Genomic DNA, 12823 nt, shown 5'->3' with positions numbered 1-12823 from the left:
CAATCACCGATAAACTATCGGCAATTGGCTGTTTAAAAGGTGTTTTGACCCCTGTCTCAAAAACGGGGGGCAGTCCCAATCGTCCGCAGGCTTTTTTGATGCGTCTATTGTTTTAACTCCTCAAGTGTTTCTCTCCATCTCTTCAAGACATCTTCCGGTTCGTGGAGCTGGATGGCCGGTCCGGATGTCAGATCCGCGTATTTCGCCCGATCTTCCTTGACGGTGATCACCCGGCAGCTGAACCGTTCCCGCTCGTGTTTCGCCTCTTTCAGCGGCGGAAGCGCCTCACATTCCAATGTGACGTAATATGCGGCTCCTCCGTGCCAGGCGATGAAAAGAGCTTGTCCCGAATGCAGAAGGCTTCTTACGGTCGTCGTGTTTTTCCATAAGGCGAGCCGGAGATTTGTTCTGCTCACGGCCACGATTTCACCGGCGCTGATCATGGCCGCGTGCGGACGGCCTTCTTTTGTCACGGATTGGAGCACAAATACGTCGTGCTGCTTTTTTTCAAGCTCCGTCCCGTCTAAAAGTGTGTAAAGCGCCTCCGGCAAGTGCTCCGTCAGCATTACGCTTTTCTTTCCGGAACAGCGGGAACATGTGCGGCCGTCTCCGTTTCTTTCGGATCGATTTTAAATGCCGGGTTGAATGCCGCCGGATTCGTGATGCTTTCCGGTTCACAGGATCTCCATGTGAAAAAGCAGGTTTGGCATTGGTAAATTTCCCAAGCGCCTTTGACCGGCGATTGGCTGACGGTTTCTCCTTTTTTCGATTCACAGCGCGGGCATGTTTTCATTGCAACCTCATCCTTTCTTATTGATTCATTAAGTCCATCAGTTTTTGTTCCCATTCTTTCGTTGTCAGCGGAGAATCAAGCGGCTGCGAATAATGGCCTCTTGTTTCCGGCGCGGCGGGCGTCGTGGCGTCAAGAATCATTTTGTGTGTCATCCCTGCCGGATCAGACCCCGGGTCAAGCGGAAGGACGGACAGGTCAGGAATGATGACTGCATCGTGTTTCGGATGCATTTTCGTTGAGAGCGCCCACATGACTTGCGGCAGGTTAAACGGATCGACATCCTCATCCACGACAATGACCATTTTGCAGTAGCCGAGTCCGTGCGGCGTGGTCAGGGCGCGCATGCCGACCGCCTTGGCAAATCCGCCGTAGCGCGTTTTCGTTGAAATGATGGCGATCAGGCCGTGCGTATACATCGCATTCACGGCGACAATTTCGTTCGGATAAGCTTCCTTGAGCTGCTGGTAAAGCGGCACGCACGTATTAATGCCGATCATATAATCGCACTCCGTCCACGGCATGCCTAAGTATAAATGTTCAAAAATCGGATTGTTTCTATGATATACCCGTTTGATTTTGATCACCGGCATGCTGCGGCCGCCTGAATAATGGCCCGTGAACTCACCGAAAGGTCCTTCGTATTCCCGTTCTCCCGCAAGGATCTCTCCTTCCAGAACGACTTCAGCGCCCCAAGGGATGTCTAAATCAGACAGTTTAGATTTGACGATTCTGTAGGGCTCCCCTTGAATCGCGCCGGCCATTTCATACTCGGATTGATCGTATAACAGCGGAGTTGACGCAGCTGTCGTAATCACCGGCTCACAGCCGAGCGCGATCGTAACGGGAAGATTCACGCCGCGTTCTTCAGCTTGGCGAAGATGAATCGCAATATCATGCTGAGGCACGGGTTGAATGCCGAGGCGGTCTTTTCCCTTTACCTGCATTCTGTAAATGCCGACATTCTGCTTGCCGAAATTGTCCGGATCTTCAAGATCGCGGGAAATGACACACGCTTTATCCAAATAGTAGCCGCCGTCCCCCTGGTTGATTCTGAATAGCGGAAGGATGTCAAATAGATTGATATCTTCCGTTATTTCATTTTCATGAAACGGCGCGGTTTCTTCCCGTTTGACCGGCATCGGAAATGCATCGTACCGTTTGGCGAACTCAAAGAATTGTTCTTTAACAGGCGTATCTTTCGGCATGCCGAGCATCATTGCGTGATTCGGCCACGAGCCGATGACATTCAGAGCCACCTGCGCATGGTGATGTCCGTAAATATTGTTAAACAAAAGCGCAGGGGTTTTATCCCCGAGATTGCTGGCTGCACGCGCAGCGGCGCCCAGATCCGGCTCCGGTTTTACCTCTTCGTTGACTGTTAAGAGCTGCCCTTCTTTTTCAAGAGCGGCGAGAAATTCCCTAAAATCCTGATAGGCCATTATCAGATTCCTCCTTTTTGTTTTTCAATTCCGTACCACCGTTTCGCTTCCGGCAGACGGATGCCGAACTGATCGAGCGTCCGGAACACAATATGGTCGATCAATTCATCCATGTCAGCCGGCTTGTTATAAAATGCCGGCATCGGCGGAAGAATGACGGAACCCATTTTTGTAAGCGCTAGCATATTTTCTAAATGAATTTGGCTGAGCGGCGTTTCTCTTGTCAGCAGCACAAGTTTTTTCCGCTCCTTCAAGATGACGTCAGCCGCCCTTGTCAGCAGATTATCAGCCATTCCGGTGCGGATGCTTGCCAGTGATTTCATGCTGCACGGAGCGATGATCATCCCGTCCGTTTCAAACGAGCCGCTTGAAATCGCCGCGGCTTGGTCTTTGTGAGAATACGTATAGGATGCGAGTTTCTCGACATCTTTTAACGTATAATCGGTTTCATGTGTAATGGTGACATTTGCCCAAGGAGACACGACAAGATGGGTTTCGATCTCCGCGGCTTTTAAATATTCTAAAAGCCTGATCCCAAATATGGCTCCCGTTGCCCCGGTCATTCCGATGACGAGCTTCATATCGACCCCTCCTTTACGCTTGAAATGTGGTGTCAAAACCATCATACTCCTGATATATCCATATGAAAAATATTCGTTAAATCTATGTATCATACCTTAAAGGTATAAAAGAAAGGAGCGCGTTCTCATGGATATCCGGCAATTGCGTTATTTCATCACCATTGCCCAAGAGCAGAAAATCACGACGGCCGCCAAAAAGCTTCATATGGCACAGCCGCCTTTAAGCAGACAGCTGAAACAGCTCGAAGAAGAATTGGGCGTCATTCTGTTTGACCGCAATAAAAAGAAACACATGACCCTTACATATGAAGGAAATGTCTTTTTGAAAAGAGCGAAAGAGATTCTTCATAAGTTTGAGGATGCCATTATCGAGGTACAAGAGCTGAAGGAGGCGGTGGCCGGGACACTTGCCGTCGGGTCAACCATTTACTGCGCCGCGCTCATGCTTGAGAAAGTGTCACAGATGAAAGAGCGGTTTCCGCATCTTACCTTTAACATTTGGGAAGATGAGCCTGTCTCACTGCTCGAGCTTCTGGAAACCCGGCAGATTGACGCCGCCGTCACCACCACCTTGATTAAAAACGACGGCATTGAATCGAAGGAGCTTGAAGACATTCCGTGTGTATTGGTGCTGTCCGAGCATTCAAAACGACTGTGCGGTGAAACGATTAAACTGAATGACATCGCCTCTTTGCCTTTGATCCTTTTGCGCACAGTCAATGGAAGAGGTGTGTATGACCAACTCCTCCATGTTTGTGAACAGTACGGTCTCGACCTTCAGGTTGTCTGTGAATGCCATGACTCCGCGACGCTCTTGAGCCTCGTATCATCAGGATTCGGCGCCACAATTCTGCCTTTGACGATGATTCCCGTCCATATGCGCTCGCATGTCAAAACGGTTATCATCGAAGACAACCCGTTTGTCATGACACCGGCCGTCATCTGGAGAAAAGACAGCTATCTGCCGAAGCCGGTCAGACAGTTTTTGGAATTATTTTGATCCGGAACACGAAGAATTCCCGCTTATGAAAACCAATTACTTGACTCATACTAAAAAAAAGTTATCCTTTACAATTGGGAGCTATTTTTTCTCAATAAAACTACTCAGAAAAGTGGGGAATAAAGAAGATGAAAAAAGCAATACTCGCTTTGTTCATGATGGTCAGCATCGCAATGCTTGCAGCCTGCGGAAACTCACAGGACAGCGGATCTAAGTCAAAAGACGGCGATCTTTGGGCTTCTGTCAAGAAAAAAGGCGTACTGACCGTCGGCACAGAAGGAACGTACGAACCGTTTACCTTCCATGATAAAAAGAGTGACAAACTGACCGGGTATGATGTTGAAGTGATTCAGGAAGTCGCGAAACGCCTCGGTCTGAAAGCTGACTTCAAAGAAACACAATGGGACAGCATGTTTGCCGGATTAAACGCGAAACGGTTTGACGTCGTTGCCAACCAAGTCGGCAAAACAGGCCGTGAGAACCAATATGATTTTTCTGATAAATACACAACGTCAAATGCAGTCGTCGTGACCAAAAAAGACAGCACGATTGCGAAAGAGACTGATGTCAAAGGAAAAACAGCGGCTCAGTCATTAACAAGCAATTACAATAAATTAGCGAAAGAAGCCGGCGCGAAAATTGAAGGCGTTGAAGGCATGGCGCAATCCCTTCAGCTCATTCAGCAGGGCCGCGCTGATCTGACTTACAACGATAAGCTTGCCGTACTGAACTACTTAAAAACGTCCGGCAATAAAAACGTGAAAATCGCGTTTGAAGCAGGCCAGCCGCAGCAGACGTATTTCGCATTCCGAAAAGGAAGCGGCGAACTTGTGACTCACGTCAACAAAGCGTTAAAAGAAATGAAAGAGGACGGGACTCTTTCTAAAATAGCGAAAAAATGGTTCGGCGAAGATGTTTCTAAGTAACATGCCGGAACCCGTGATTGCAACAGCCATTCCTTGGGATCTGGTGCAGCAGTCATTCTGGCCGATTCTTTCCGGGGGAATCTATTACTCGATTCCCCTTACCATTCTTTCCTTTATTTTCGGAATGATCATCGCGCTGATTACGGCGCTCGCCAGAATGTCAAATATGAAACCATTGAGATGGGTGTTCAGCGTATACGTATCAGCGGTGCGCGGCACTCCTCTTCTCGTTCAATTGTTCATCATTTTTTATCTGTTCCCGACATTTAATATTACGCTGGACCCTTTCCCAAGCGCAGTCATCGCGTTTTCATTAAACGTGGGCGCCTACGCTTCTGAAATCATCCGGGCATCTATTTCATCCGTGCCGAAAGGGCAATGGGAAGCCGGTTATACGATCGGCATGACCTATCGCAAGACATTGTTCCGCGTGATCCTGCCGCAGGCGTTTCGCGTGTCCATTCCGCCATTATCAAATACATTTATCAGCCTGATCAAGGATACATCTCTCGCGTCACAGATTCTCGTCGCGGAGCTGTTCAGAAAAGCGCAGGAAATCGGCGCGCAAAACCTTGATCAAATCTTGGTCATCTATATTGAAGCCGCCTTTATTTATTGGATCATCTGCTTCTTGCTGTCAATCGTACAGCACGTGATCGAACGGCGTCTCGACCGTTATGTGGCCAAATAAGGAGGTTTCGATATGCTTTCCGTCAAAGGATTAAATAAATCATTCGGGCAGAATGAAATTTTAAAAAAGATAGATATGGAGATAGAAAAAGGGAAAGTCATCGCCATTCTGGGACCGTCCGGTTCAGGAAAAACGACGCTTCTGCGCTGTCTGAACGCGCTTGAGATCCCCAATCGCGGCGAGCTGGCATTCTCCGATTTTTCAATAGATTTCTCCAAAAAAGTGAAGCAGGCTGATATTCTTCGCCTCCGCCGCAAATCAGGCATGGTCTTTCAGGCGTATCATCTGTTTCCTCACCGCACGGCGCTTGAAAACGTCATGGAAGGACCCGTTCAAGTGCAAAAGCGCGACAAGGAGCAAGTCAGAAAAGAAGCGATGGAGCTTCTGGAAAAAGTCGGACTGAAAGACAAAATGGATTTATATCCGTTCCAGCTTTCCGGCGGTCAGCAGCAGCGTGTCGGCATCGCCCGCGCGCTTGCGATTCAGCCCGAGCTGATGCTGTTTGACGAACCGACGTCAGCGCTTGATCCGGAGCTGGTCGGCGAGGTGCTCAAAGTGATTAAGGATCTGGCGAACGAAGGCTGGACGATGGTCGTCGTCACCCATGAAATCAAATTCGCGCAGGAAGTGGCCGATGAAGTCATCTTCATTGACGGCGGCGTCATTGTGGAACAAGGACCGCCGGAGCAAATTTTCTCCGCGCCGAAAGAAGAACGCACGCAGCGGTTTTTAAATCGTATACTGAATCCTTTGTAGGAGCGGGAGAAGAAGCGAAACACTGATTTCGCTTCTTCTTTTTTTTGGCGGTTATGCTACAATGACAATTAATGAAATTTTATGAAAGAAGGGACCTCTTTGAAGCGGGAATTCTTGATGCGCTGGACGTTTTATTTTGCCGGTCTGTTGATTTTGTCTTTCGGGGTATCGTTAACCATTAAAGGAAAAGCTCTCGGCATCAGCCCTTGGGATGCCTTTCATTATGGGCTTTTTCAGCATTTCGGACTTTCTGTCGGCCAATGGTCCATCGTGGTCGGCGCGGTCATCGTGGCTTTAACCTGCCTGTTCACGAGGACACTCCCGAAAATCGGCGCTATCTTAAACATGGTGCTGATGGGAATGTTTATTGATTTCTTTTCGTTTCTGCTTCCTGAGACGCACGCTTTTTCCTTAGCGGCCGTGTTTTTTTCTATCGGATTGCTGCTGATCGGCTGCGGCGTCGGTATTTACGTATCAGCAGGGCTCGGCGCGGGCCCCCGGGACTCTCTGATGATGCTGATATCTGAAAAAACAGGCTGGAACGTGCAATGGGTGCGGAACGGCATTGAGCTGACGATTCTTGCTGCAGCCTGGATGATGGGCGGACCTATCGGTGCCGGAACCATTATTACGGCTGTTTTGACGGGGCTGATTCTGCGTTTTTCTTTGCCGCAGTCCTCTAAACTGTTAACATACGCGATCTCCGGGCGGGCAACGTCCGTTCATTAAAAACAAAGCCGAAACGGTTTTGTTTTTTTATTTTCGGACAGCTTTCGTCTAATATGATAGGATGGTTTTGACAATATTTTCAGACGGAGGATCTGGACATGAAGATTTACGGAGTATATATGGACCGCCCGCTTTCTGCAGGGGAAGAGGATCGGATGATGGCGGCCGTGTCCGCCGAAAAGCGGGAAAAATGCCGGCGCTTTTACCATAAGGAGGATGCTCACCGCACCTTGATCGGCGACATGCTGATCCGCACCGCTGCGGCGAAGGCTTACGGACTTGATCCGGCCGGGATTTCATTCGGCGTCCAGGAATACGGAAAGCCGTACATCCCCGCGCTTCCGGACATGCACTTTAACATTTCCCACTCCGGGCGCTGGATCGTGTGCGCCGTTGATTCAAAACCGATCGGCATTGATATTGAAAAAATGAAGCCCGGCACGATTGATATCGCCAAACGGTTTTTTTCGCCGACGGAATACAGTGATCTGCAAGCGAAACACCCCGATCAGCAGACCGATTATTTTTACCATCTGTGGTCGATGAAAGAAAGCTTTATCAAACAGGCCGGAAAAGGGCTTTCCCTGCCGCTTGATTCATTCAGCGTCCGCCTTAAAGACGACGGCCATGTGTCCATTGAGCTCCCGGACGGACATGAACCTTGTTTCATCCGCACATATGATGCGGACGAGGAGTATAAGCTGGCCGTTTGTGCGGCGCATCCCGATTTTTGTGACGGGATTGAGATGAAAACGTATGAAGAGCTGTTATAAGCAATCCGTCAGCATTTTGATGCCTCGCGTGATATCCCCTGTCTTGACGTTGGATACGTTGAGTTTGATGATATTTTCTTTCGGAAAATCCGATAGGTAATGGCTCTCAATCGGCTCCACCAGCACGCCTTGCGCTTTCAGACGCTGCACAACTCTTGAAGCGGAAAGGCTTTTCTCCAGCACGAGATGGGTATGGATCGACGTTTGCTTTACAGAAAAACCGCCGTACTCCTGCAGCGCGTTTTGGAGCAGCTCGGAACGTGCTCTGTAAGAGGCCCGGATTTTTTCTTTATGCCTTTTGAACATGCCGCTTTTGATATACACTTCAAGGGCCGCTTGGGATATCATCGAACAGTCGATATCGCTCAGCTTTTTATACGTATGGAAAACCGGGGCCAGCGAATCCGGGAGCACAGCCGCTCCAACACGCAGCCCCGGAAAAATCATTTTCGAAAAGCTTTTCAAATAAATCACGCGGGAAGACAGATCGTAGGCGTACAGCGGGTCTGCCTTCTGATTGTCCTCTAAATCTCCTAGGAAATCATCCTCAACCAAATAAACGTCATACGCCTCCGCTAATCGGACAAGCTCTCGTTTTTGCCATTCTGTCAGAGAGCTGCCGAGCGGATTATGAAATCGGGGCATCGTGTAAAAAAACTTAATTTCCTCCGTCTGAAACAGCCGCTCGACTTCCGCCATATCAAGCCCCTCAGCCGTCCGTTTAATGCCGCAGGCGGGAAGGCGCAGCGCTTCAAGCTGCTCCACCATCAGATGATAGCCCGGCTGTTCGATTAAAATCTTCTTTTTTCCGTTCGGAAACGGCATCAGAGACAGCAGGGATAACGCCTGCTGCACACCCGAGGTGATAAAAATGTTCCGCTCTTTTGCAAATACCTGATAATCGGATAACAGCGTCTGAAGCACCCGGATTAAAGACGGAAGCCCCTGCGGCGTGCCGTAAATGAACAAATCATTTTTATACATATCAATGGCTTTGTTGATGCAATGCTGAAAGTCGCGGTACGGAAAAATATCAGGGTCCGGCGCCGAGGCTGCAAAATCAATGATACCTGTTTGTTCTCGCTCCTGCTTTTTTTCATTTTTAATAAGATAGTAGCCGCTTTTCGGCACGGCATAAATAATGTGCCGTTTTTCAAGCTCCTGAAGCGCACGGATGACGGTGCTTTTACTGACGTGAAAACGCTCGGCCAGCTGCCTGATAGAAGGCAGCCGCGCCCCTTCCTGAAAAGTGCCGCCTTCAATGAGACTCTCCACTTCTATCATCACGTTCATATACTTTTCCATGCTGAACCTCCATCTGTACCGGTACAGTTTATCATTATTCTCATTGTACTGCTTCTTCCCTTCCCATACAATAAAAGGGAGCGGCCGGCGCTCGATCTCATTAAAGGAGTTCGTAAAGATGATTAATCAAAACCGTTTGGCTGCTGCTTACCTCGCTGCCATTTTAAATGCGCTGATTATCGGTTTTTCCTTTATATTTGTCAAGATTGCGCTTCAATCCGCCAATCCGTTTGATATATTGGCTCATCGGTTCACAGCGGCCTTCATCTGTGCAATGCTTCCTGTTTTATTCGGCTGGATCAAACTGTCCGTCAGCTGGAAGAATGTGCTGGCGATCTTGCCTTTGGCCCTTTTATATCCGGCTTTGTTTTTCAGTTTTCAGGCGTTCGGCCTTTTGTATTCTTCATCATCGGAAGCCGGTATCATTCAAGCCGCCATCCCGATTTTTACGATGCTGTTTTCGTCTTACTTTTTAAAGGAACGTCCGACATGGGCGCAAAAGGGATTCACATGCCTGTCAGTGGCCGGGGTGGTATTTATTTTCACAATGAAAGGGGTGTCCGCGGAATCGGCGAGTTTTAAAGGTGCTTTCCTGATCCTGTTGTCCGCGCTGTCCTCCGCCCTTTACAATACGGCAGCGAGACGCATGACCCAGCGTTTTTCATTGGGTGAGCTGACCTGGTGCATGTCTGCGATCGGCTTTGCTTCCTTCAACTGCATCGCTCTCTTCCGGCACGGAGCGGAAGGAACGATCGGGCAGTATTTTCTGCCCTTCCGCGATCCCGGTTTTATCGCAGCGATTCTGTATTTAGGCATTTTGTCTTCTCTCATTACATCATTGATGTCAAACTACGCGCTGTCCAAGATTGAAGCGTTTAAGATGAGCGCCTTTAACAATTTTTCCGTCCTCGTGACGATGCTTGCGGGTGTCCTCGTTCTCCATGAGTCACTCCGCTGGTATCATATCGCCGGCGCCGTCTGTATCGTCATCGGAGTCTTGGGAAGCAATGCTTCAGGACGGCGGAAAAAAAACATATTACGACATAGGGAAAAAATGAAAGGAAACGAAGACGGAATATGATCAACACACGAAATGAAAATATCTATCTCGCGGGCTGCTTAACATTTGCCGATGTAAGAAAACACTTTGCTTATCATCAAGGAAAATCCGCGGCTGTCTGTTTTTTGATTATGCTGCTGGCTTCTGCCATCTGTTTTGAAATGAACGGCCCGGTTACAGGCGGCACATGGGGCGTCAGAGCTCTCCTGAATTTCCTTGCAGCTGTGATTCTCTCTTTGGCAGTCACGGTGATCGCAACGGCAATCTCATTCTTCCGTCTTTACAGAACATACAAAACGAATCAGCGGCTGAAATCTGCCAGAAGTATTACGATTCATCAGCTCGGAATCAGCCAAAAACAAAAAAACGCAAGCATTCTTTTTGAATGGGATGAACTGCTCTCGGCTAGGGAGCACAAAGATATGTTTCGATTACAAACATCGGGTTACGGAACACTTCTGCTGCCGAAACGACTTTTCTATTCGCAAAAAGATATCGCCGTTTTCAGGCAAATGCTCCGGGAAAATGTGAATGGGAAAGTAAATGTAACAGAATAAAAGACAAAAAGGAGGGTGTCCCCCTCCTTTTTTGTCAGCCTGATATTTCCGCCTGTTTCTGCAGCTGCTTTGCTTCCTGATAAATTTCTTCGAACAGATCCGCGATGTGTTCTTCTTCAACACATGAAAATGCGATTCGCAAATCGGTTTCATTAATGGATATCGTCCCGATTCCTCTCTTTTCAAGCAACGACACTCTCAATTCGCCGGCGTTTATGTCTTTCAGCCGGACACACATGAAATAACCAGAGTTAAACGGGTAAGGCGTCCATACGTCATCATAGTGCTTGTTTTCTGCAAGAACGGCTTTCACTTTGTCAGCCCGTTTTTTCATGATGTTATATTTCAGCGATTTTTCTTTCTCGTATTCCGGTGACTGCATCGCCCGCAGCATAAACGTTTGGGACGGGTGCGGGGCGCTTGAAATCGTTCCCCTGATAATCCCTTTTGTTTTTTCCTCGAGCACGCGCAGCGCTTTTTCGCTTTTTGTGCTGTACGTAATAAAACCGACGCGGAAGCCCCACGCGTAATTTTCCTTCGTCGCGCCGTCTATTTTCACGCAAAGCACCCGGTCGTGCACTTGGGCGAGTTTGCTGAAGATGGATTCCTGAATGGCCGTTTCATCGTAAAACAGATTGTAATACGCATCGTCTACGAGCACGACAATCTCTTTGCCGGCTTCTGCCGCCTCCAGGATCACGCTGACGATTTCTGACGCTTCCTCTTCTCCCGGCGTGTAGCCTGTCGGATTATTCGGGAAATTCAGCACGACAATCGCCTTTTCTTCCTGCTTTTTCAGCAGCTCGGACAGCCCCGCCGCATTAAAACGCCCATCCTGCTGAAAAAGCGGGTAGGTCTCAATGGATGCCTTGCGCCGGACACCGAAAATGAAATTGTAATTTCCCCAATATTTATCAGGCAGAAGCAGCGTATCCCCTTCATTGACGAACAAGTCGGCGGCGATGCTCAGCCCGTGTGTTAAAGCGTTTGTCACGATCGGCGTGCTGATGTCTTTGCCGGCTAATGAAGGATTTTCGAGACGCATTTTTTTCAGCCATTCCTGTCTGAGCGGCTCTTTTCCCTGCGGCGGAGCATAATCGTAGATATCATCGGGGTTATAGGCGGACAGTGTCTCTTGAATATGGGAAAAGTGCATGGACTCGCCCTGTGAGGTGGCAATCCCGATCGTGGCATTATACTTTCCGGCCTTGGCTTTCGCTTCCGCCGATTGTGTCAGCACCCCTTTCGGATAAAACAACTCTCTGCCCAAATCAGAAAGCATATGAAGCACGTGCGGGTTTTCTTCAGATAATGTTCTGTTCAGCTCTTTTGCTGCATCATTCATGTACGACAATCCCTTCAAAATTATATTCCATCAAATCATAACATAAAATTTTTGATAAATGAGAAAACTCGCGGGCGGATTTTGTTACAAAAAACAGACAGCGAATGCTGTCTGTCATATCCTATAACAATTGGCCTGCAGTGCTCCTGTTAATAATCTCATAGATTCGTTCCGCCACTTTTTCAGTTTCACTTAATATGAACATGTGGCCGTCCGAAAACTCATGAAATACGGGATTGTCGGCCCATTTTTTCCATCCGTCCGCATCTTTGATACATTTTTTATCTTTCCGCCCGTTAAATATATGGACGGGTGATTGAATGATGTGAGAATCAGACGGACGGAAGCTTTCAAGCGCGCGGTAGTCGGATCTGAAAGAAGGCAGGAAAAATGACATGACCTCCTTATTCTCCACTAACTCCTGCGGCATTCCGCCAAGCTCGATAATATGGGCGAGAAATTTTTCATCATCAAGATGAGACACTTTTTTCCTTTCAACATGCGGCGGCTGAATGGCTGAGATGATCACGGCCTGCGGGTAAATGCCCTCCCGCTCCAGCTTTTGCGCCAGCCTGAAAGCGACCATGCCTCCCATACTGTGGCCGAACAGCACAAACGGGCGGTCAGGATGGAGATTCAACTCCTGCTTGTATAAACTGACAAGCTGTTCAAAATCCTCAACGGGGGACATTTGATTTGTTCCGTGTCCCGGCGGTTCCGCGGCAAGCATCTCACACTCACCTTGAAGATAGGTGTGGAGCGGGCGGAATGATGCGGAATAGCCTCCTGCGAACGGAAAACAGATAAGCTGCGTTTTTTCCGTGGTATCGAACGATTTAAAGAGCTGGACCATTGGCGGGCTTCCTCC

General features: G+C 48.5%; 15 protein-coding genes. 8 read left to right on the top strand and 7 right to left on the bottom strand.

Going from position 1 to position 12823, the window contains the following annotated elements; all coding sequences use genetic code 11:
* Positions 1-104: 104 nt before the first annotated feature.
* Genes AC1RRX_RS16490 through AC1RRX_RS16475 form a run of 4 tightly spaced genes read right to left on the bottom strand, consistent with a single transcriptional unit; the run spans position 105 to position 2849 of the window.
* A complete protein-coding gene (locus tag AC1RRX_RS16490; RefSeq protein WP_144465017.1) occupies positions 105-566 on the bottom strand; it encodes a pyridoxamine 5'-phosphate oxidase family protein in 462 nt (153 codons plus the stop codon).
* A complete protein-coding gene (locus tag AC1RRX_RS16485) occupies positions 566-793 on the bottom strand; it encodes a non-oxidative hydroxyarylic acid decarboxylases subunit D (protein WP_007410250.1) in 228 nt (75 codons plus the stop codon). Before AC1RRX_RS16485 ends, AC1RRX_RS16490 begins: the two co-directional genes overlap by 1 nt.
* Before the next feature lie 17 nt (positions 794-810).
* Positions 811-2232, bottom strand: a complete 1422-nt coding sequence (bsdC, locus tag AC1RRX_RS16480; protein WP_144465018.1) for a phenolic acid decarboxylase BsdC — start codon at positions 2230-2232, stop codon at positions 811-813.
* Between the two features lie 2 nt (positions 2233-2234).
* Positions 2235-2849 (bottom strand): non-oxidative hydroxyarylic acid decarboxylases subunit B, encoded by a 615-nt coding sequence (locus tag AC1RRX_RS16475; protein ID WP_094032062.1) that lies wholly within the window; start codon positions 2847-2849, stop codon positions 2235-2237.
* Positions 2850-2940: 91 nt separating this feature from the next.
* Between AC1RRX_RS16475 and AC1RRX_RS16470 the strand changes: the two genes are divergently transcribed.
* The 6 genes from AC1RRX_RS16470 (at position 2941) to AC1RRX_RS16445 (ending at position 7688) form a co-directional block, all read left to right on the top strand.
* Complete coding sequence (locus tag AC1RRX_RS16470; protein ID WP_144465019.1) at positions 2941-3813, top strand: LysR family transcriptional regulator; 873 nt, start codon at positions 2941-2943, stop codon at positions 3811-3813.
* 128 nt (positions 3814-3941) lie between these two features.
* Complete coding sequence (gene tcyA / locus AC1RRX_RS16465; protein ID WP_007410247.1) at positions 3942-4739, top strand: cystine ABC transporter substrate-binding lipoprotein TcyA; 798 nt, start codon at positions 3942-3944, stop codon at positions 4737-4739.
* The gene (locus AC1RRX_RS16460) at positions 4726-5430 is read left to right on the top strand and encodes an amino acid ABC transporter permease (protein ID WP_003156375.1); all 705 of its coding nucleotides are present in this window, start codon (positions 4726-4728) and stop codon (positions 5428-5430) included. Before tcyA ends, AC1RRX_RS16460 begins: the two co-directional genes overlap by 14 nt.
* 12 nt (positions 5431-5442) lie before the next feature.
* The gene (gene tcyC / locus AC1RRX_RS16455) at positions 5443-6186 is read left to right on the top strand and encodes a cystine ABC transporter ATP-binding protein TcyC (RefSeq protein ID WP_007410246.1); all 744 of its coding nucleotides are present in this window, start codon (positions 5443-5445) and stop codon (positions 6184-6186) included.
* A gap of 117 nt (positions 6187-6303) precedes the next feature.
* Entirely contained in the window at positions 6304-6915 is a 612-nt protein-coding gene (locus tag AC1RRX_RS16450; RefSeq protein ID WP_007410245.1) for a YczE/YyaS/YitT family protein, read from the top strand.
* 98 nt (positions 6916-7013) lie between these two features.
* Positions 7014-7688 (top strand): 4'-phosphopantetheinyl transferase family protein, encoded by a 675-nt coding sequence (locus AC1RRX_RS16445; protein WP_020955309.1) that lies wholly within the window; start codon positions 7014-7016, stop codon positions 7686-7688.
* On the opposite strand, the gene AC1RRX_RS16440 is transcribed toward AC1RRX_RS16445, so the two are convergent.
* The gene (locus AC1RRX_RS16440; RefSeq protein WP_007410243.1) at positions 7683-8993 is read right to left on the bottom strand and encodes an aminotransferase-like domain-containing protein; all 1311 of its coding nucleotides are present in this window, start codon (positions 8991-8993) and stop codon (positions 7683-7685) included. The genes AC1RRX_RS16445 and AC1RRX_RS16440 overlap by 6 nt on opposite strands.
* A 118-nt stretch (positions 8994-9111) precedes the next feature.
* Here AC1RRX_RS16440 and AC1RRX_RS16435 point away from each other — a divergent pair, with 118 nt between their 5' ends.
* A complete protein-coding gene (locus AC1RRX_RS16435) occupies positions 9112-10074 on the top strand; it encodes a DMT family transporter (RefSeq protein WP_007410242.1) in 963 nt (320 codons plus the stop codon).
* Positions 10071-10610 (top strand): YcxB family protein, encoded by a 540-nt coding sequence (locus tag AC1RRX_RS16430; RefSeq protein WP_007410241.1) that lies wholly within the window; start codon positions 10071-10073, stop codon positions 10608-10610. The genes AC1RRX_RS16435 and AC1RRX_RS16430 overlap by 4 nt, the downstream gene beginning before the upstream one ends.
* Positions 10611-10644: 34 nt before the next feature.
* Here the strand turns inward: AC1RRX_RS16430 and AC1RRX_RS16425 are convergent, their stop codons facing one another.
* Together AC1RRX_RS16425 and srfAD are read right to left on the bottom strand one after the other, a co-directional pair.
* Positions 10645-11955, bottom strand: coding sequence for an aminotransferase class I/II-fold pyridoxal phosphate-dependent enzyme (locus AC1RRX_RS16425; RefSeq protein ID WP_039062591.1), 1311 nt, complete (start codon positions 11953-11955; stop codon positions 10645-10647).
* Between the two features lie 121 nt (positions 11956-12076).
* Positions 12077-12808 (bottom strand): surfactin biosynthesis thioesterase SrfAD, encoded by a 732-nt coding sequence (srfAD, locus tag AC1RRX_RS16420; protein ID WP_020953883.1) that lies wholly within the window; start codon positions 12806-12808, stop codon positions 12077-12079.
* Between the last annotated feature and the right edge of the window lie 15 nt (positions 12809-12823).

The organism is Bacillus sp. GW821-FHT11D08 (genome assembly GCF_058808515.1).
The sequence above is the reverse complement of the archived record's forward strand: the minus strand, read 5'-3'. Positions and strand labels throughout refer to the sequence as shown.